The organism is Nocardia lijiangensis NBRC 108240, assembly GCF_001613045.1.
Taxonomy (GTDB): Bacteria; Actinomycetota; Actinomycetes; order Mycobacteriales; family Mycobacteriaceae; genus Nocardia; species Nocardia lijiangensis.
The window spans coordinates 101,536-119,234 of sequence record NZ_BDBP01000019.1 but is presented as its reverse complement, the minus strand read 5'-3'; the positions used below and the strand labels follow the sequence as shown (position 1 = coordinate 119,234).

Genomic DNA, 17,699 nt, shown 5'->3' with positions numbered 1-17,699 from the left:
GGTTCGGGCGCGGGGGGCGGGGGCTCGGCCGGGGCGGCCTCGGTCGTCTGCTCGCTCTTGCTCGGCGCGGCGAGCAGGGCCTCGGGGATGTACACCATCGCGCGCATGCCTCCGTAGGCGTTGGGCCCGTCGATGTAGACCGTGAACCCGTAGCGGCGCGCGAGCGCGGCGATGCCAGGGAAACCGACCTTGGGCGACGGACCGAGCTGGTGGATGTCGACCGGGCGCTCGTTGGCGAGCACCTGCCTGGCCTCCTCCATCTGCTCGGCGTTCATCCGCACGCCCGCGTCATCGATGATGACGGTGACGCCGTGGTGTCCCTCCTGGAAGCTGACGTCCACGAAGGAAGTCGGCGGCGAATAGCGCAACGCGTTGTCGAGCAGGGTGGCCAGGGTGTGCACGAGCGGTTCCACCGCGCGGCTGACGACCACGCGATCCAACTGGGTGGTACGCACCCGCAGGTAGTCGCGCACGCGGCCGGTGGCGCCGCCGACCACGTCGGTCAGCGACTGGGCGGGCCAGCGTCTGCCCGGCAAGCCGCCACACACGATCACGTAGGACTGCGCCTGGCGGATCATCTGCTGAACGGTGTGGTCGATGCGGGTGAGGGTGGCGTATACGTCGTCGTCGCGGTGCGCCCGCAGCGCGGAGCTGACCACCTGGCTGACGTCGGCGCCGAGGCTCACCACCGAGGTGCCGAAGGAACGCACCGCGCCGCTGGTCGCGTCGCGCGCGGCGCCGCCCACCTCGGCGCGGACCGTGTTCTCGGCGACCTCGATCGCCTGCTTGGCGTGCGCGTCGGCCTCGAGCGCGGTCCGGTCCCTCGTCTCGGACTGCACCAGGCGCAGGTCGTCGGCGTACCGATCGCCGATCCACTGCAGGCACTGCGCCAGTCGCGAATTCTGCAGTCCCGTCGGCACTTCGATCGTGCTGGCCAGCGGCTCGAAGCGCCGGACGGCATCGGTGATCGCGGGCATCGTCTGTCCGGCGAAGCGCTCCAGCGCCTCGTCACGTTTGCGTTGGTCCTCCAATAGAGACTCGGCTCTGGCTCGCTCTCTGCGCAGCGCGGCGATTGTATAGACAACCGCGATAACCAGCAGCGTGGTGAGGATCCATGAAAGTAAAACGGCGATATCCAGATTCATCAGTTCTCTCGTCGTTGACGGGATCGAGCCTCCCCCCGATGTCCCGCCCCGCTATGGTCCCCGCCGGAACCAGCACCCTGCCACCACAGATCTCCGTCTTGCCTTTCCTACCGACACCGATCATGTGACAACTGATCGGATCCATTGCACGTCGGCTGATCTGGCGCCCCGAGGACGTCCACACCGGAGGCTCACCGCACACCTCACAGTGCCTGCAGGGCAAGCGATCAGAGAATAGATCGCCGGCTGACCGAAGCGAGTCCGACCAGCCCAGAACCCGACGATTCGCCAACCCTAGCAGCATCACAGCGAAGTCTCGACGGATGATGGTGACCGGCTTCACTTTTCGCCGCAAAAAGTAATTCTGACGTCGGAAAACGAAAGTAGCCAAGCCGATTGCGCCCGCCCCTGGCGAATGCCGGGAAAAGATCGAACAGGGGAATCGGGCGATGTTCGCCGAATTCCGGCCCGGCCGATCCGATCCGGCCGCACCGTTCCGAAGGGGCGAGCACCGCCGCCGAAAGGCACAGGGCGCGCGCCGGGAATCGGCGCGCGCCCTGATCGCCGTCCACCGGCCGAGCCCGACCTCAGCCCTGCAGTCCGGCCTCGATCTCCAGGGTCAGGGTGATCTTGTCACCGATGACCACGCCACCGTCCGGCAGCGGCATGTCGATGTCCAGGCCGAACTCGCGACGGGAGACCACGGTCGTGGCCTCGAAGCCGGCGACAGGGCCGTTGCCCATGCCCGCGTTCACGCCGAGGAACTCGACCTTCAGCGCGACCGGCTTGGTGTTGCCGCGCACGGTGAACTCGCCGTCGACGACGAATTCCTCGCCGTTGAGCCGGAATCCGGTCGACTTGAAGGTCATCACCGGGAACTGTTCGGCGTGGAAGAAGTCCGCGGTGCGCAGGTGGGCGTCGCGCTGCTCGTTGTCGGTGGTCAGCGAGTCCACCCGGATCTCGGCCTCGGCCGATGCGGTGCCGTCCTCGGCGATGACGAGCTTGCCGTCGAAGTCGGTGAACCGGCCGCGGACCTTGCTCACCATCAGGTGGCGGACCGAGAAACCGACGGTCGAGTGGGTGGGGTCGATGGCCCAGGTGCCCGCGGTCAGTCCCTTGGCGATTCCGGTGGTCATAGCATGCTCCTCGAGAGTTGGTAGAAATTTCAATTACTTCGGCGATAGGGCGCGGCATCCTCGGCGTCACCCCGTTCTTGCGCACCGGGCCGGTGCGCAACGACTATCCCCCGGCGGCTAGGCAGGCGCCCGCAAGCAGGTCCTCGAACGGCGCCGTGTCGCGGACATCGAGGTCGTCACGAGACCACCTTTCGCGCCGCAAGCAGCGACGCGTGCGTCGGCGCGTCCGGCACGTGCGCGGGACGGCGGGCGGCGAACTCCTTGCGCAGCACCGGAATCACCTCTTCACCCAGCAGATCCAGTTGCTCCAGCACGGTTTTCAGCGGCAGCCCGGCGTGGTCGATCAGGAACAGCTGGCGCTGATAGTCGCCGAAGTGCTCGCGGAAGGTCAGCGTCTTGTCGACGACCTCCTGCGGGCTGCCGACGGTGAGCGGGGTCTGCTCGGTGAACTCCTCGAGCGAGGGACCGTGACCGTAGACCGGCGCGTTGTCGAAGTACGGGCGGAATTCCCGGATCGCGTCCTGGGAGTTCTTGCGCATGAACACCTGTCCACCCAGGCCCACGATGGCCTGGTCGGCGGCGCCGTGCCCGTAGTGCTCGTACCGGCGGCGGTACAGCTCGATCAGCCGCTGGAAGTGCTCCTTGGGCCAGAAGATGTTGTTGGCGAAGAAGCCGTCGCCGTAATAGGCGGCCTGTTCGGCGATCTCGGGGCTGCGGATGGATCCGTGCCAGACGAACGGGGGGACGTCGTCGAGCGGGCGCGGCGTCGAGGTGAAGGACTGCAGCGGCGTGCGGAACTTGCCCTCCCAGTCCACGACGTCCTCGCGCCAGAGCCGGTGCAGCAGATGATAGTTCTCGATCGCGAGCGCGATGCCGTCGCGAATGTCCTTGCCGAACCAGGGGTAGACGGGTCCGGTGTTGCCGCGGCCGAGCATCAGGTCGACACGACCGTCGGCGAGGTGCTGCAGCATCGCGAAGTCTTCGGCAATCTTGACCGGGTCGTTGGTGGTGATGAGCGTTGTCGCGGTGGACAGCTGGATGCGCTCGGTGCGCGCGGCGATGTAGCCGAGCATGGTGGTCGGCGAGGACGGCACGAACGGCGGGTTGTGGTGCTCGCCCGTGGCGAACACGTCGAGTCCCACCTCCTCGGCCTTCTGCGCGATGATCACCATCGCCTTGATCCGCTCGGCCTCACTGGGGGTGCGGCCGTTCGCGGGATCCGCGGTGACGTCACCGACGGTGAAGATTCCGAACTGCACGAGGCCTCCTCGAGCTCATTTGGTTGACTTGGCAACCATACTAACCGGACGGCGCCGCTGCCTATTCCGCAGTGACAGGGCTCACAGGCGACGGCCGCGATCGAAGATAGGCAGAACCATCGGTACCGGATACCATGCGCGGCATGGCAAAGCTGAAGGTCTCCGTCGACGTCCCGATCAGCCCGGAAGCGGCGTGGTCGCACACCGCCAATCTGTCCGAGCTGGACAAGTGGCTGACCATGCACGAGTCGTGGCGCGGCGAAGTGCCGGAGCAGCTGACCGTCGGGACCGAGCTGGTGGGCGTCGCGTCGGTGAAGGGTCTGCGCAACCGCGTGACATGGAAGGTCAAGACCGCCGAGCCGCCGCGCAAGCTGGTGCTGAACGGTTCGGGCAAGGGCGGCACCAAATTCTCGCTGGGACTTCTGGTCGCCCCCAAGGGATCCGGGTCCGAGGTCACCGTCGACATCGAGCTCGGCGGGGCCCCGCTGTTCGGGCCGATCGGCTCGGGCGTGGCCCGCGCGGTGAAGGGGGATATCGAGCGTTCGCTGGAGAAGTTCGTCGCGCTCTACAGCTGAGACTTCGACCGCGAAACGATTCGGGTCCACGGCGTGTTCGCCGTGGACCCGAATCGTCGTGTCGCCGCCGCGATCTCAGTGCACGAGCATCTTCGCGTCGGCGTCCTCGGCGGTCGCCGGCTTGGTCCGCGGCAGGAAGAACGCCGGAACCAGGGTCAGCACGATGAGCACCAGCGCCACGATGTAGGTGTCGCTGAACGCCTGCGCGGCCTGATCCAGGCCGGTGGCGATGGCCTCGGGTCCGAGCTGCTGCGCGAGGGCGGGATCGGAATTCGCGACGATCGCGGGCCCGGCAAGGGGCTGATCCTTCAGCAGGTTGGTCAGCACCACCGACATGGTGGCGGTGCCGATCGAGCCCGCGGTCTGGTTGATGATGTTCATCAGCGTGGAACCGCGCGCCACCTGCTGGTGGGTCAGCGTCTGGATCGCGGCGGTCATGATCGGCATCATGGTGCAGCCCATGCCGAGACCCATCACCAGCAGCGCCAGGCACATGATCACGTAGGACGTGTCCGCCTCGAGCTGGGTGAAGAAGGCAGTACCAACCGCGAGCAGCACGATGCCGACCATCACGATCTTGCCCGGGCCGTACTTGTCGACGAACCGGCCCGCGATCGGCATGGTGAGCATCGCGCCGAGACCCTGCGGCGCGATCAGCAGACCCGCCGCCAGCGCCGACTCACCGCGCACCTGCTGCAGATAGCTCGGCAGCAGCAGACCCGCGCCGAAGAACGCGATGGCGAACAGCACCATGGTCAGCACCGAGGCGGTCAGCGCCTTGTTGCGGAACAGGTGCAGATCGATGAGCGGATGCTTGGTCCGCAGCGCGTGGAAGACGAACGCCACCAGCAGCACGAGGCCGACCGCGGCCGGGATGAGGACCTTCCGCGCGGTGACGGTGCCCGCCTCCGGAATCGAGGAGACGCCGTACAGGAACAGCGCGAGACCCGGCGAGGCCAGCAGCATGCCGAGGAAGTCGAACGACTCCGAGGGCTCCGGCTCGTCGGCGGGGAACACGACGTAGGCCAGCACCAGCGCGACGATGCCGATCGGCAGATTGATCAGGAAGATCCAGTGCCAGCTGAACGCGTCGATCAGCCAGCCGCCCAAGATCGGGCCGCCGATCGGACCGAGCAGCATCGGCACGCCGAGCACCGCCATCACGCGACCGACCCGCTGGGGACCCGCCGCGTGGGTCATGATCGTCATGCCCAGCGGCATCAGCATGCCGCCGCCGATGCCCTGGATGACGCGGAACGCGATCAGCGACTCGATGTTCCACGCCGTGCTGCACAGCAGCGAACCGAGCACGAAGAACGTCAGCGCCGCCATGTAGAGGCGTTTAGTGCCGAATCGGTCCGCCGCCCATCCGGTGAGCGGGATGACCGTCGCGAGCGCCAGGGTGTAGCCGGTCATCGTCCACGCGGCGATCGCGTAGCTGGTGCCGAATTCGATCTGGAAGGTCGGCAGCGCGACCGTCACGACGGTGATGTCGAGGATCGACATGATCGCGCCGAGCACGACGACGCCCGCCACCTTGAACACCGCGGCGTCCAGTGTGTCCGAGGACGGATCTGGTCCCGCCGCCTGAATATCCGGAGGTTGTGTCACCGGTTCAGAGTGTCACTTCTTCGCCGGAAGAACCAGCGCTTTCGCTCCCTCACCGGGAAACGCGGTGATTCCGCCTGGAACGATCCGCAGGGTTTGCCGTGCGACTGCTCGCGTGTTAGCGGAGACGACCGAATCACCAGTCCCCGGCGGCGCGCAACAGATGACGGCGCACCAGTTCGACGTGGCGGCGCGGGGAGCCGCCGGGGCGGCGAGCCAAGAAGGCGGTGTTGATCGGCGGATCGTCCGGTTCGAGCAGCGCCGTGATCGCGCCCGAGGCGAGTTCACGTGCGCACAGATAACGTGGCAGGACACTGACACCCGCGCCCGCGACCACCGCGGCGAGCACCGCGCGCAGGTCGCCGACGATCAGCGCCGGTTCGGCCACGAGGCGGGTGTCGAAGACGTGACGCCAGTAGCGGCGCAAGATCGGCAGGTCGGCGGCGTAGCTGAGCAGCGGAAATTCCACCAGCGCCGCCGGGTCTCCGGCGCGCAGCCGAGCCGTATCGATGTGCTGGGCGACGCCCGGCGCGGCGACCAGGACGAATTCCTCGTCGGCGAGGGGTTCGGCGAGAACCGTGCGGCCGCGCGGGCGGGTGGTGGCCACGACGAGGTCGTAGGTTCCGGCGCGCAGGCCGGCGAGCAGGTCGTCGGTGAGTCCTGCGGTGAGCGTCAGCCGGACACCGTCGGCCACGAGCGGCGCCAGCGTGGGCACCACCATGGTCGCCAGCAGTTCGGCGGGACCGGCCAGCAGCACCGGCGGATCGGGCACCGCGGTCTCCGGTTCGGCGCCGCCCGCGATCGCCTCCAACGCGTCCATCGGCCCCGCCAGCCTGGCGGCCAGCTCGTGCGCCGCGGCCGTCGCCGCCACGCCGCGCGGCAACCGATCGAACAGCGGCCGCCCGAGCCGCCGCTCCAGCGCCTGCAGTTGCGTGGTCACCGTCGGCTGCGACAGCCCGACCTGCGCGGCGCCCGCGGTGATCGATCCCGCGCGGTACACGGCGAGAAAGGTCCGCAGGTGCGTCAGATCCGCCACCCCATTGGACTGCCGATTCCCCATGACCCGGAGTCTATTGACCCGCGGTTAAGCTTCTGCTCCTATGGCCCTCAGCGCGACCCTGCACACCTTCACCGTTCATCTGGCCGACGTCGATCGTGGCGTCTATCAGGAGCTGGAGTTGCGCGTGGCGCGGCACCCGTCCGAAACGGCCGAGTTCATGCTGACCCGGCTGCTGGCCTACTGCCTGGAGTACGAGGAGGGCATCGCCTTCAGCGACGGCGGCGTGTCGTCGACCGACGAGCCCGCGGTGCTGGTGCGCGACCTCACCGGCCGCCTCACCGCCTGGATCGAGGTCGGCGCACCCGACGCCGAGCGCGTGCACCGAGCAAGCAAACTAGCCGAACGCGTTGCCATCTACACCCATCGCGAACCCGCCAAGGTGCTCGCGCAACTCACCGGGAAGCGCATCCACCGCGCCGACGCGATCCCCCTCTACAGCTTCGACCGCGCCTTCATCGATGCCGCCGTCGCGGCCGTCGAACGCCGCAACACCGTCACGCTCTCCGTCACCGAGCGCCTGCTGTACCTGGATCTCAATGGAACGGGCCTGAGCGCCGCGGTCGAGGAGCACCGCCTCGCGTAGTACCGGCGGCGGGCTGCACTGACTCGATCGACACGAATGCCCATGTCGATCCGGCACTGCCGACCGCGCGATCGCCCCGTCAGGTATTCGGCCACCGTTTTCCTGCGGGCTGCCTCTGACGACCAGGCTCAGCGAATGTAGTGTCCGGCGTCGCGTAGGGATTCGATCCGCGGGCAAGGCCAGCGGCGGCCGCAGTTCTCGCAGTCGCTGCCGTACCCGCCGACGGGCACGTGCCGAGCGAAGGTCCGCTGATCGTCCTTGGCGAAAACCACTCGGTTCGAGGAGTTCTCGCTCAGTGGCGAGTAAGCGACCATCAACTCTTGGACTTGCAGGCGGACCGCACTGGTGCGGCTGTCGAAGCGTCGTTCCGACGAACTGCCCATCATGGAGCCGACGGTAGCCCCGGCGTCGCGGCCGGTGTGGGGATTTCGAATTCTCCATCGGCGGACCGGTCCGTGTCGGGTGTGGTCATTTGGCGCGTTCTCGGGCGTGCGGCCACAGGGGCATATCGTTCGCGTAGCGTGCGGCAGTGTGAATCAATCCGTTCCCGCAGGTCGGATTCCGCCGCATCGGTGATACACCGTGTACGCGCAGGACCGCGGCGTGGACCCGGTGGTACTGGACCAGGGCATCGACACCTCACCGCGGTCGGTCGCATGTGTAGATCGGCTGAGCGAGAGCGGTAATTGCTTTCGCTGCCACGGGAATTCAGCCCGGCAGTGGCGCCGGTGCGGCCGGACCGCTCGTGGGCACCGTGATCAGTAGTAGTAGTAATTACCGTAGGAGTCGTAGTTCTCGGTCGATGTGCCCGGGGTGAGGTCGGTCTGACCGCCCGGGGTGAGGTCGGTCTGGCCGCCGGGAGTCAGATCGACCTGCCCTCCGCACACCAGGTTGGGCCACGTGCAGGTCGGTAGGCTGGGGTCCTGTTCGGCCTGGGCGACGCCTGCCGTCATCAGGCCCGCACCGAGCAGGGCGGGTGCTGCGGCGATCGCCATGGTGCGGGCGAACCGGTGGGTGCGGCGGGTCGAGCGTTGGTCGATGGCCATAGAGGGTGCTCCTTCGTCTGGTGTGGCGGGAAGGTCCCGCTGTCGTGATGACGCTGTCCAGCCTCATCGACACCGGCCCCCGCCGAAAGGACACCCAGGGTGCACGGACGATCACCCTCAACGTGGTTCGACCTCACCAAGGTGAGCTTCGGTTCCGGCCACCCGGCGTTGGGCAACCCGCGAAGACGACGACGGCCCTCCGTGCGTGCAGCAGCGGAGGGCCGTGTTCGGCGAGATCGGAAGACTATCGGCAGACGCCGTCGAAAGCGGTGCCCTCACGGGTGACGATCCCGTCCAGGATCGAGCACGCGGTGCCGTTCGCGACGGGCACCTGCACCACGGCCAGCGTCCGCGAGTCCAGGCACGGCGCGGTCGCGGAGCGGAAGCCGGCGGCCGCCACATTGGTGTTCAGCTGGAAGCCCGCGGACTCGCAGGCCTCCTTCGCCGCATGCAAGTAGGCGTCGGTGGCCGGGTCCGCGAACGCGTACCCGGCTCCTGCCACGGGGAGCGCGGCGGCGATGACGGCTCCGGCGAGGAAGGTGATCCGGCGGTGTGCGAGTTTTCTCATGGGCGAGATCTTATGGGCTAACCCCGTTCGGCCCTCACCCGAACCGGTACGGCGTCAGGTACTCCGGCACGATCACCTCCGTCTGCGGGCTCGCCGCGCGCACCCCGGCGATCAGCGCGTCGCGGCGCCGCCCGCTGATCTCGTCGGTGCGCGGCGGGTTCGCCTGCGGGGATTCGAAATCGTCCCAGTGCACCGGGACCACGGTGCGCGGGTGATCCAGCGCCCGCATCAGCCGCGCGGCGTAATCGTGGGTGGCGTCGCTGGCGTTGACCGCGATCATGGCGACGTCCGGTGCGGCGCCGGTCAGGTTGCGTTCGACGAAATCGCTTGCGCCCATGAAGAACACCGAGGGCCCGCCGTCTATGCGGAGCAGGAACGCCAGGGTGTCGCCCTCGGGCAGGTCGGCGATGGTGGCGGGGCGCTCGGGCCTGCTGGTCCGCACGCCGGAGAACGTGACCGAGTACTGGCCGGTGCGGCTGTGCAGCGAGCCGACGACCTCCACGGTGTAGCCGCCGAAATCGAGCACCTCGCCGCCCTTCACCACGCTCAGCTGCGCGGGCGGCACGTCGTAGGACTGCGCCACCTGGCAGGTCGTGAGAGTGCCGAAAACCCGTGCGCCGCTGCGCGCGGCGATGTGCGGCACGTCGTTGAAGTGGTCCCAGTGGGTGTGCGTGACGAACACGTATTTCGGGGCGCCGACGTGCGGGTCGATCGCGCCGGGATCGACCCGCAGCGGGCTGCTCGCATCGAAGGCGCCCGCGGCGAGGCCGACCGGAAACCGGGTCAGGTACGGATCGATGAGCAGCGTGTCCCCGCCGATGTCGATGCGCCAGCCGGAGACGCCGAGCCAGCGGAATTCCGCATTCCCGGCGCCGGGCAGGCGAATCGGCTCGGATTCCCGTCCGGCGAGCAGGACGCCCGCGCCCGCCGCGCCGACGGCCGCGACTCCCGCACCCGCGGCGGCGGTGCGAAACAGGGTGCGGCGGTTGATCCGTGGAGATGTCATGGCGACGAGACAAGCAGGCGAACCGCGGCGGCGTCCAAGATCGAAAACCCGCTCAGCCGATAGGCGATCGAATATCAGTCCAGGTTGGAGCTGCCGCGGAGGGTGTCGACCGCCAGGCGCGCCGACCGCGCCATGGCCAGGTCGACGTCGATGCGCCGGGTGCCGAGCTCGTCGCTGTGCGCGAACACCGCCACCGCGTAGCGCCCGCCGTCCGGGTACTCCACCACCCCCGCCTCCATGTGCAGGCCGGGCAGCGTGCCGGTCTTCGAGGCGACCAGCACCTCGTCCGGGAATCCGGCCGCCAGCCGGGTCCAGAACATCTGACGCCGCAACAGGTCTCGGGTCGCGGCACAGGCCGCGGGGCTGCCAGCCTCATCGCGCCAGATCATGCCGAGCAGCCGGGTGATCTCCCGTGCGGTGCTGGAAGTGGTGTGCTCGGGCCGGAACACCCGCATGCCCGCCACCTGTTCGCGCGACAGGCTCGGGAAGACTTCTGCGAATTCCGCAGCGGTGCGGGCGCCCACGTCGGCGAACATCGTCTCCAGCAGCTGGCGCGGACCGCCGATCACGCGGGTGCTCGCGAGCCCGAGTTCGGCCGCGAGCAGCGCGGGCGTGTCCGGCCCGATCCGGCGCAGCAGCAGGTCGGCGGCCGTGTTGTCGCTGACCGACATCATGAAGTAGGCCAAGTCGCGCAGCGACATCTCGACATCGTCCGCGCAGCCCGCGGTCCCCCAGCCGCCCAGCCGGTCGGCGGCGCGCACCAGCACCCGCTCGGTCGGATCGAGCTGGCCCGCGTCGACCTGCCTGCTGAACTCCAGGATCAGCAGGATCTTGAAGATCGAGGCGATCACCACCTGGTCGTCGGCGCCGACGCCGAGCTCGCGGCCGTCGGCCAGGTCGACGGCGTGCAACCGGCCGCGCACCGGCAGCTCGGCAAAGATCTCGCGGATGCGCTCCTCGGGTGACACAACGGCTCACGGTAGTCGGCCCGCGCCCAGGCGCTCGATATCCGATCGCATATCGTCGAGCGATGGATCTCGCACGGCACCTGCGCCATTTCCTGGTGGTCGCCGAGGAGATGCATTTCGGCAGGGCGGCCGAGGCGCTCGGCATCGCCCAGCCGCCGTTGAGCCAGTCCATTCAGCGGCTCGAACGCGAGCTCGGCGTCGCGCTGTTCGACCGCTCGCGGCGGGCCGTGCAGCTCACGACGGCGGGGCAGCTGCTCATCGCGGAGGCGCGGGCCGTGCTGGCGGCGGAGCAGCGTTTGCGCACGGTGGCCCGCAAGGCGGGTGACGGCAGTCTCGGGACACTGCGCGCGGGAGTTCCGCCGGATACGCCCGCCGCCGTGCTGCATCGCCTGTTGCGCGAATTGGCCGCGCACTCCGCCGGACTCACCGTGGACCTGCACGAACTCACGACCACCGAACAGCTGCGCCTGCTCGCCACTGCGGAACTCGACGTCGGATTGGTGGAGCATCCCGTCGACGCACCCGATCTGCAGTACGGGCCGAGCGCGGAACTGCCTCTCGGCGTGGCGCTGCCACGCACCTCCCCGCTGGCGCGACTGCACGAGGTGAGCCTCGCCGATCTCGCCGGACACGAGCTGATCCTCTCCCCACGCGTGGCAGCGCCCGGCTGGCACGACGAATTGCTCGAGGTATGCCGCGCGCACGGATTCGTTCCGGGACGTGTCCGGCCTGCCCGCAATCCCGAATTCCTGCTCGGACTGGTCCTTTCGGGAAGTGGCGTCGCCCTCACCCGGGAGGTGCTGGCCCGGCGCGAACCCAGGGTGGCCTGGCGTCCCCTCGCCGGGCGACCGCTGAGCCTGCGCGTCGGAGCCGTCTGGCCGGACGCCTCGCCGCACCCGGCCGCACCGCGCTTCGCCCAGGTGGCCGCCGCCGTTCTGGCCGAAGGAACTGCCCCGCTCCCGGTGCCCGTTCCCGAAAAACCCACCGGGCCATGGTCGGTCGTCTACACCGTTCACCCGGCGCAGCGCACCGACGGCGACGCCACCCTCGATGCCCGAGGGTGATCTCCGGCGGCACGGACTTGCTCGCGCGGCCGTCGAACCAACGCGATACCCGGAAAAGCGTTTCCAGAGTGGAGATTTCGCAAAACCGCCCGTTTCGCACGTTGGGACGCGAGAATGAAGACGGCCGAGAACCGGCCTCTTGGGGACGCATCGGCTGTCTTGCCCGAACGAAACACGTAGGGAAACACGATGAGAGTCAATCAATTCGCCGCTTCCGCCCTGCTCGCGATCGGGGCCATCGGCATATCCGCGGGCGCTGTCGGCGCCCAGCCCACCGACCCCGCCGCCGAGGTGTCGGTACGCGGCGTCGACCAGGGCATCGGTTACACCACCGGCCCGACGCCCGACGGCAGCGGCATCGTCACCACCGTCGACGGCGGTGCGTTCGGCCTCGCCGGTGACGCACGGGCGGTCACCCTCACCGACGCCACGGGCCGCATCGTCGCGACCCTGCCGATGGGCTTCACCGCCCACGGCCAGACCTTCGGCCTGACACCGCAAATCACCGACGCGGGCCGGACCCTCACCCTCACGCCGACGGGCGCGCCTGCGGCCACCGCACAGCACCTGCGCCAGCTCGTCGACTACGACGAGACCGTCGCACGCAAGCAGCACAACGCCGTGGTGGGCGCGCTGATCGGCGCGGGTGTCGGCGCGGTGATCGGCTTCTTCCTCGGCGGCGTCGGCGCCCTGGTCACCGTCCCGATCGGCGCGGGCATCGGCGCCCTGATCGGTTTCTCCACTCCCTGATCGAGATTCGCCGCCGCCGTCACCGATCACCCGGGTGGCGGCGCACGGCGGTCCAGCACGCCCGCGGTGCGACGGGCGTGTCCGGCTGGTCGCAGGACATTTCGAGACCGGCGTCGGCGCGTCGTCTGCGCTAGGCTCGCCACGGGGCACCCTCCCGCGCCCGCCCCGCTCGGATGGTTCGCCCCAGGAGGCATGTCGGATGGCCGACGCCCGTTTCGCCCGCACCAAGCGAATCATGCTGTGGACCGATCTGGGTTTCCTCGCCTACTGGGTCGCGACGGCGCTCGGCGCGCTCAGCGTCGGAACGGATCCTTTTCTGCAGCAGTGGAATTGGTCGTTCCTCGGGCTCGATCTCGCGGCCATCGGCATCGGCCTCGCGAGTCTGGCGATGGCGGGCAGGTATCCGCCGGTGGCCGAGCGGATGATGCTCGTCTCGCTGACCGCGACCGCCGCCGCGGGATTGATGGCGTTGAACTTCTACTTGGTGCGCTGCGATTTCGATCCGGCATGGTGGATCCCGAACACCTGGCTGCTGCTCTTCCCCGTCGTCGCCATGATCACGATGATGGCCAGCTCGGCCGCGCGAGACTGACCGTCGCGATGCTGGATGATCGCTACCGATTGTTCTCGACGGGCGCACCGCCCCGACCGTGCTGATCACCGCTGATCACGGCCGGTTCCCCGGACGCCGGACCAGTGCTATGTTGGGTCCGAATTCTCTTCGGGCACAACATTCCTCGACTCTTACCCGCTGGTGGCGCCGCCGAATGCGGACAGCGGCAGTGCTGTGACACGCCACAGCGGGCTCGCGCAATCGCTGTGAAGATCATCAAGTTCGGTGTGTCGTGCTCCTCAGCGCGATCTTGGTTGCGATATGTTCGCGGCGGATGGTGCCGCCGCCTGCGGCCCGGGCAGCCACGGAGGCGAAGGAGGTGCGCCACCCTGCCACGACCATTCGCCACGAGGGGCGATGATGGCGTGTGCGCGTCTCCAGCGATCTCTTTCGATCGACCACTGCCCACGCAGTGACCGCAGTCCGTTCCACTGTTCCATTCCCCACCTTGCCAACTCGCCTACCGATGGCCGCCGCGGCCCCTCATCCCACGGTCGTCCATCGGCGATGCCTGATGTGTGAAAGAAGACCGTGTCCACAGTCACGACTCGAATACTCGTCCTCGCCTTGAGCATCTTGTCTCTAGGCGTCGTGGGTGCTCCGGCGCAAGCCGACCCTCTCTACCCCGAACCGGATCCGGACCCGTTCTACAGTGCGCCCGCCGAGCTCGCCGCGCTGAAGCCCGGTGACGTCGTACGGACCCGAAAGATCGACACCGGCCTCTACGTGGGCACCGAAGGCTGGCAGGTGGCTTTCCGCTCCACCAATTCCGGCGGCAACCCGATCATGGCCGTCACCACCGTGCTCGTCCCCCCTGGGGTGCAGAACCCACCCCTGGTCTCCTATCAGGCGCTGATCAATTCGCTGGGCTCCCGGTGCAACCCGTCGCGCTCACTGTTCAACGGCGAACTGCAGGACGCGGTCGGCGCCATGCTGCCGATCGGCCGCGGCTGGGCCGTCTCGCTGCCCGACTACCTGGGCCCGACGGTCGCCTACGGCGCGGCCAAGCTCAGCGGGATGATCACCCTCGACAGCGTGAAGGCGGTGCAGAAGGTCGCCGAACTCGGGCTCGGCAGTTCGCCGGTCGCGATCGCGGGCTACTCGGGCGGCGGCATGGCCACCGCGTGGGCGGCCGCGCTCCAGCCGACCTACGCGCCCGAGCTGAAGCTGACCGCCGCCGTGGCGGGCGGCGTCCCCGCCGATCTCGAGCAGATGGCACTCGGCCTCGGCTTCGAGCCGCACCCCGGCTTCGGTCTCGCCTTCGCCGCGGCGATGGGTCTGGAACGGGAATACCCGAACCGGCTGCCGGTCTCGGATCAGCTCAACGAGAACGGCCTGTGGTTCCGTGAGTTCACCCACGACGCCTGCCGCCGCTTCCTGCTCTTCCACGGCGCCTTCCGCAGCGCCGAGCAGATGGCCGCATCCAAGAGCCTGATGGACAGCCCGCAGGCGCGAGAGGTGTTGCACGAGAACAGCCTGCGCGACTTCCCCGGCGTGCCGACCGTGCCGACCTACCTGTGGCAGGGCCGCTACGACACGCTGACGCCGTTCGACTCGCTGGCCGAGGTCGCCGACCGGTACTGCAAGGCGGGCGCCCCGGTGAAACTGGTGCCCTACGACATCGCCGAACACATGACCGCGGCCGTCGCCGGGTTCCCCGACGCGTGGAACTATGTCGAGTCCCGCTTCCGCGGCGACCCGGCGCCGACCAGCTGCTGATCCGGCATCACCACTGAAAGGGACGCCCGCCTTCCGGCCGGGCGTCCCTTTCGTCGTTTTCGAGGGCGCTCCCCGCTCGTGGCAGCCCGGGGGGAACGAGTAGCCGACTACGCATGTCGACACCGCCGCCACGCCGTAGCGTCGTCGACGCGGTGCCCACCCGATATCGAAGGACGATTCGACATGACCGCCACCTACGCACTCACCGGCGCCGGGCTCGCGCTGACCTACGCCGCCGGACCCGTCTCCCTGACATTGACCCTCGACGAGACACACAACCCCTTCGATGGCGAACACCGCCTCGAGGGGCACCAACTGAACGTGCACTCCCCCGGCGCGGGGACGCAGGTCTCGGGCACGCTGCGCTACGAAACCGTCGGCCGCGGCGGGCCGATCGAACGGGAGCGGACCTTCACGCTGTATCTGCCCGACGCGCCCGGCGCACACACCGATCCCGCGGAACTGAGCGCGACCGGCGCCGTGGTGTTCGCCGATCCGGAGTCGCGTGCCGACGTGACACCGGAGTACCGCGCCGATTCGCTGACCGGCACCGTGTCAGTCGCCGCGCAAGCGCCTGTCTGACCGGGGACGCCGGCCATGCGGGCGACGCCCGACACCGAACGGACCGCCGCGCGAGCAGGTCAGCGGGCCGCGCGCGACCGCCGTCGACCCCTCATCGAGACGGTCGAACTCGCCTTCCGGAGAACCGTGCTGCGCGGCGATTTCCCTTGTCTCGGTGCCCGATCCGTCGTGCGCCGCGGGCAATACCGCCTCGGTGTGCACGGCGATCTCGGCGCGTGGGCGACCGCGCGGGCGGCCTGCGCCGACCTCTACGCCTTCGCCACCACCGTGGACGACTTCGGCTTCGCGAGCTACGTGCTGGTGTGCACCGGCCCGCCGGTAACCTCCGAAGCCCGGTTCGAGCGTCTGCTCTGGACCCAGCTCCAGCGCATGCACGAGTTCGACGCTCGCCGCTACCCGTGGGACCCCGGGGTCGGCGACGATCCGCGCGACCCGCGCTTCGCCTTCAGTATCGGCGCCCGCGCCTATCACGTCATCGGCCTGCATCCGCTGGCGTCCCGCGCGGCGCGCCGGTTCCCCTGGCCCGCTGTGGTTTTCAATCCGCACGCGCAGTTCGCCCGGCTCGCCGACTCCGGTGCGCTCGCCTCGTTTCAACGGATGATCCGCGCCCGTGACATCGCGCTGCAGGGCTCGGTGAACCCGATGCTGCTCGGCGTGGTCGCCGGATCGGAGGCCTGTCAGTACTCGGGCCGGGTGGTCACGGCGCAGTGGCACTGCCCGTTCCACCCGGCCCAGATGCGGCGCTGACCGTCAGAGCGACCCGCCGCCGCCGATCATCCACGGGTTGAACGTGCACGTCAGCTCGGTGGACGCCTGCGGGTCCAAGGCGCGCAGCGCGATGGAGGCGACGCGCGGGGAGTACATGAGCGTCAAGTGATCGGACATGTCCTGCTCGCAGCCGTCCTGCAGGGTGATGTTCTGCACGGGGGCATCCGGGCCCGGCTGCAGGAAGGTCCATTCGTACGGGTTCGAGATCTGGTCGTGCCTGGTGCCGACCGCGGTGTATTCGACGCCGGGCACGGTGTCGCCGTCCCGATTCAGGTGGGCGTAGAACTCCGAACCGACGACCTGCTGGATGTTGGCCTGGCCGATCAGCGGCCGGTAGAAGCCCAGGATGTTGAGGCCGAGGTTGGTCATGAGCCGTCCCAGCGTCGCCATGCCCATCAGCGAAGTGCCGTGGTTGGTGCCGCCGAAGGAGACGAGCTTGCCCACTTTGCCCGCGCCGCCTTCGAATTTCAGGTACTGGCTGGAGACCGGACCGCCCTGCGAGTGCGCGACCAGGTCGACCTGCTCGGCGCCCGTGGCAGCCAGCACGGTGTCGACGTAGTCGCGCAGCTGACGGGCCGAATCCTCCATCGGGCCGACGCCGTTGCGGCCGGGCAGGAGCGGTCCGAGGCCGCCGCCCTCGAACACGCCTGCGCGGCCGAAGTTGAAGGTGAACACGCAATACCCGGCGCGGGCGAGCCGCGGCGACAGGTACGCGAAGGTGTCGTAGGCGTTGAGCCAGGTACCGTGCACCAGCACCACCGGCCGCGGATGCTCCGCGCTCGGACGGCAATCCGGCCGATTCGCGCCGGGAGGCGCCGCATCGGGATGGGACAGCCCGTTCACGAACGCCGCGAGAAAGGCCGACACCTCGGGCCCCTCGCCGACGACCTGGGAGGCGTGGCTACGCGCGCCCGACGACCCCGACCCGCTGCCGGTGTCCACGATGGGCTGCACCTGCCTGCCGTCCGGCGCGGGCCGCAGCCCCGCACCGACCAGATCGGCGAGCTGTTGTTCGATGGACTCGGACGAGGCGGGCTCTGGCGCGGCCGCCGCGGGACCGATGGCATGGGTCGTGCCGAGCGCCGTCACGCCGGCAACAACGGTCGCAGCGAGCACGCCGCGTAGTCGTTCGATGGGTCTGTGCCTGGCTCGCGCCAAAGAGACAACCCGCATGGAAAATCACGCTCCAAAACTAGCGGTGAAAGTTTCCGATTCACCGTAAGGTCGATAAACTAGCAATGCAAGTTTT

Annotated in this window: 19 protein-coding genes; 8 read left to right on the top strand and 11 right to left on the bottom strand. The window is 68.7% G+C overall.

Going from position 1 to position 17,699, the window contains the following annotated elements; translation table 11 throughout:
- From NL1_RS07915 to NL1_RS07905, 3 genes are all read right to left on the bottom strand, one after another.
- The coding region (locus NL1_RS07915) for an ATP-binding protein (protein WP_067835920.1) at positions 1-1,145 on the bottom strand (1,145 nt) is incomplete at its 3' end.
- Positions 1,146-1,732: 587 nt separating this feature from the next.
- A complete protein-coding gene (locus NL1_RS07910) occupies positions 1,733-2,281 on the bottom strand; it encodes a YceI family protein (protein ID WP_067835874.1) in 549 nt (182 codons plus the stop codon).
- Positions 2,282-2,457: 176 nt separating this feature from the next.
- Complete coding sequence (locus NL1_RS07905; protein WP_067835872.1) at positions 2,458-3,540, bottom strand: LLM class flavin-dependent oxidoreductase; 1,083 nt, start codon at positions 3,538-3,540, stop codon at positions 2,458-2,460.
- Between the two features lie 143 nt (positions 3,541-3,683).
- Here NL1_RS07905 and NL1_RS07900 point away from each other — a divergent pair, with 143 nt between their 5' ends.
- On the top strand, positions 3,684-4,115 hold the full coding sequence (locus NL1_RS07900) for a type II toxin-antitoxin system Rv0910 family toxin (protein WP_067835918.1): 432 nt from the start codon (positions 3,684-3,686) through the stop codon (positions 4,113-4,115).
- A 75-nt stretch (positions 4,116-4,190) separates the two neighbouring features.
- On the opposite strand, the gene NL1_RS07895 is transcribed toward NL1_RS07900, so the two are convergent.
- Both NL1_RS07895 and NL1_RS07890 read right to left on the bottom strand, forming a co-directional pair.
- Positions 4,191-5,726, bottom strand: coding sequence for a DHA2 family efflux MFS transporter permease subunit (locus NL1_RS07895; RefSeq protein WP_084510381.1), 1,536 nt, complete (start codon positions 5,724-5,726; stop codon positions 4,191-4,193).
- 133 nt (positions 5,727-5,859) lie between these two features.
- Positions 5,860-6,783 carry a LysR family transcriptional regulator gene (locus tag NL1_RS07890; protein ID WP_067835870.1) on the bottom strand — a complete coding sequence of 308 codons (924 nt, stop codon included), beginning with the start codon at positions 6,781-6,783 and terminating at the stop codon, positions 5,860-5,862.
- 40 nt (positions 6,784-6,823) lie between these two features.
- On the opposite strand from NL1_RS07890, the gene NL1_RS07885 reads away from it, so the two are divergent.
- Positions 6,824-7,366 carry a YaeQ family protein gene (locus tag NL1_RS07885; RefSeq protein ID WP_067835868.1) on the top strand — a complete coding sequence of 181 codons (543 nt, stop codon included), beginning with the start codon at positions 6,824-6,826 and terminating at the stop codon, positions 7,364-7,366.
- A 128-nt stretch (positions 7,367-7,494) separates the two neighbouring features.
- Here NL1_RS07885 and NL1_RS07880 read toward each other — a convergent pair whose 3' ends face one another.
- The 5 genes from NL1_RS07880 to NL1_RS07860 all read right to left on the bottom strand — a co-directional run bounded on the left by NL1_RS07880 (position 7,495) and on the right by NL1_RS07860 (position 10,954).
- Positions 7,495-7,752 carry a hypothetical protein gene (locus NL1_RS07880; RefSeq protein WP_067835866.1) on the bottom strand — a complete coding sequence of 86 codons (258 nt, stop codon included), beginning with the start codon at positions 7,750-7,752 and terminating at the stop codon, positions 7,495-7,497.
- A gap of 372 nt (positions 7,753-8,124) precedes the next feature.
- Positions 8,125-8,412, bottom strand: a complete 288-nt coding sequence (locus NL1_RS07875; protein WP_067835863.1) for a hypothetical protein — start codon at positions 8,410-8,412, stop codon at positions 8,125-8,127.
- Positions 8,413-8,656: 244 nt separating this feature from the next.
- Entirely contained in the window at positions 8,657-8,980 is a 324-nt protein-coding gene (locus NL1_RS07870; RefSeq protein ID WP_067835861.1) for a hypothetical protein, read from the bottom strand.
- Positions 8,981-9,014: 34 nt separating this feature from the next.
- Positions 9,015-9,986, bottom strand: coding sequence for an MBL fold metallo-hydrolase (locus NL1_RS07865; protein ID WP_067835859.1), 972 nt, complete (start codon positions 9,984-9,986; stop codon positions 9,015-9,017).
- A gap of 74 nt (positions 9,987-10,060) precedes the next feature.
- On the bottom strand, positions 10,061-10,954 hold the full coding sequence (locus NL1_RS07860; protein WP_067835857.1) for a serine hydrolase: 894 nt from the start codon (positions 10,952-10,954) through the stop codon (positions 10,061-10,063).
- Between the two features lie 62 nt (positions 10,955-11,016).
- Here NL1_RS07860 and NL1_RS07855 point away from each other — a divergent pair, with 62 nt between their 5' ends.
- From NL1_RS07855 to gntA, 6 genes are all read left to right on the top strand, one after another.
- Positions 11,017-12,018, top strand: a complete 1,002-nt coding sequence (locus NL1_RS07855; protein WP_067835855.1) for a LysR family transcriptional regulator — start codon at positions 11,017-11,019, stop codon at positions 12,016-12,018.
- 189 nt (positions 12,019-12,207) lie between these two features.
- Positions 12,208-12,768, top strand: a complete 561-nt coding sequence (locus NL1_RS07850) for a DUF8020 domain-containing protein (protein ID WP_067835853.1) — start codon at positions 12,208-12,210, stop codon at positions 12,766-12,768.
- A 199-nt stretch (positions 12,769-12,967) separates the two neighbouring features.
- On the top strand, positions 12,968-13,360 hold the full coding sequence (locus NL1_RS07845) for a DUF5360 family protein (RefSeq protein ID WP_067835851.1): 393 nt from the start codon (positions 12,968-12,970) through the stop codon (positions 13,358-13,360).
- 552 nt (positions 13,361-13,912) lie between these two features.
- Positions 13,913-15,100, top strand: a complete 1,188-nt coding sequence (locus NL1_RS07840; RefSeq protein WP_067835849.1) for a lipase family protein — start codon at positions 13,913-13,915, stop codon at positions 15,098-15,100.
- 183 nt (positions 15,101-15,283) lie between these two features.
- Positions 15,284-15,682: a hypothetical protein gene (locus tag NL1_RS07835; protein WP_067835847.1), complete on the top strand. Its 399-nt coding sequence runs from the start codon at positions 15,284-15,286 to the stop codon at positions 15,680-15,682.
- A 15-nt stretch (positions 15,683-15,697) separates the two neighbouring features.
- On the top strand, positions 15,698-16,429 hold the full coding sequence (gene gntA, locus NL1_RS07830; RefSeq protein ID WP_084510380.1) for a guanitoxin biosynthesis heme-dependent pre-guanitoxin N-hydroxylase GntA: 732 nt from the start codon (positions 15,698-15,700) through the stop codon (positions 16,427-16,429).
- A 3-nt stretch (positions 16,430-16,432) separates the two neighbouring features.
- Here the strand turns inward: gntA and NL1_RS07825 are convergent, their stop codons facing one another.
- Positions 16,433-17,623, bottom strand: a complete 1,191-nt coding sequence (locus NL1_RS07825; protein ID WP_084510379.1) for an esterase/lipase family protein — start codon at positions 17,621-17,623, stop codon at positions 16,433-16,435.
- Positions 17,624-17,699 lie beyond the last annotated feature (76 nt).